The 654-nt window shown below is 61.0% G+C and carries 1 protein-coding gene; it reads right to left on the reverse strand.

The window, feature by feature from the left end:
* On the reverse strand, positions 1-654 hold a 654-nt coding region (locus IM273_RS21850), incomplete at both ends, for a type VI secretion system Vgr family protein (protein ID WP_193055626.1).

Here is a 654-nt window from a genome sequence, read left to right on the forward strand (position 1 = left end):
CTCCTGCCAGCGCTCCTGACGGATACGGGCATAGAACTCCCCGTGACCTTTGTCCACAAAGCGACCCGGCCAGTCGTACACGTCAATGCTGCCCGGCTTCGGCGACGCCGGGTTCTGCTGGGCCTGGAACAGCCACGCGTTCGGCTTGCGGAAGTCATAGTCGTCGAGGCTGTAAATCCCCGGCGTCACGCTGTCCTCCAGCGCCCACTGGCTGATGCCCTCTTCATCCGTACTGCCGCCGGACGGCGTCTGGTGGTAAGGAATGACCTCATAGCCGCTGAAAGGCTGATGCTGCGTGGCGGCGTCAGTCAGCACCAGGGTGTGCTTGTCCGCATCGTGGCTGAAGTGATACGCAATCCCCTCCAGCTCCATCAGGCGGCTGATGAAGTCCAGGCTCGACTCCTGATACTGCACGCAGTAGTCCCAGACCCGGTAGCTGCCGGTGAGTTTATCCTCAACGTTGACCTGATGCTCACCCAGCAGGGTTTTCACAATCTGCGGCACAGTCTGGCCCTGGAAAATACGCAGGTTACGGTCGCGCTTCATTGGCCACAGGTCCGGCTCCACCGTCAGCTGGTACACCGCATAGCGGGTGCCCGTCAGCTCAACGGCGCTGACCGCCACGCGGGTAATTTTTCCGTTAATATAGCGGGA

This window comes from Enterobacter cloacae complex sp. P13B (assembly GCF_014895915.1).
Taxonomy (GTDB): Bacteria; Pseudomonadota; Gammaproteobacteria; order Enterobacterales; family Enterobacteriaceae; genus Enterobacter; species Enterobacter bugandensis.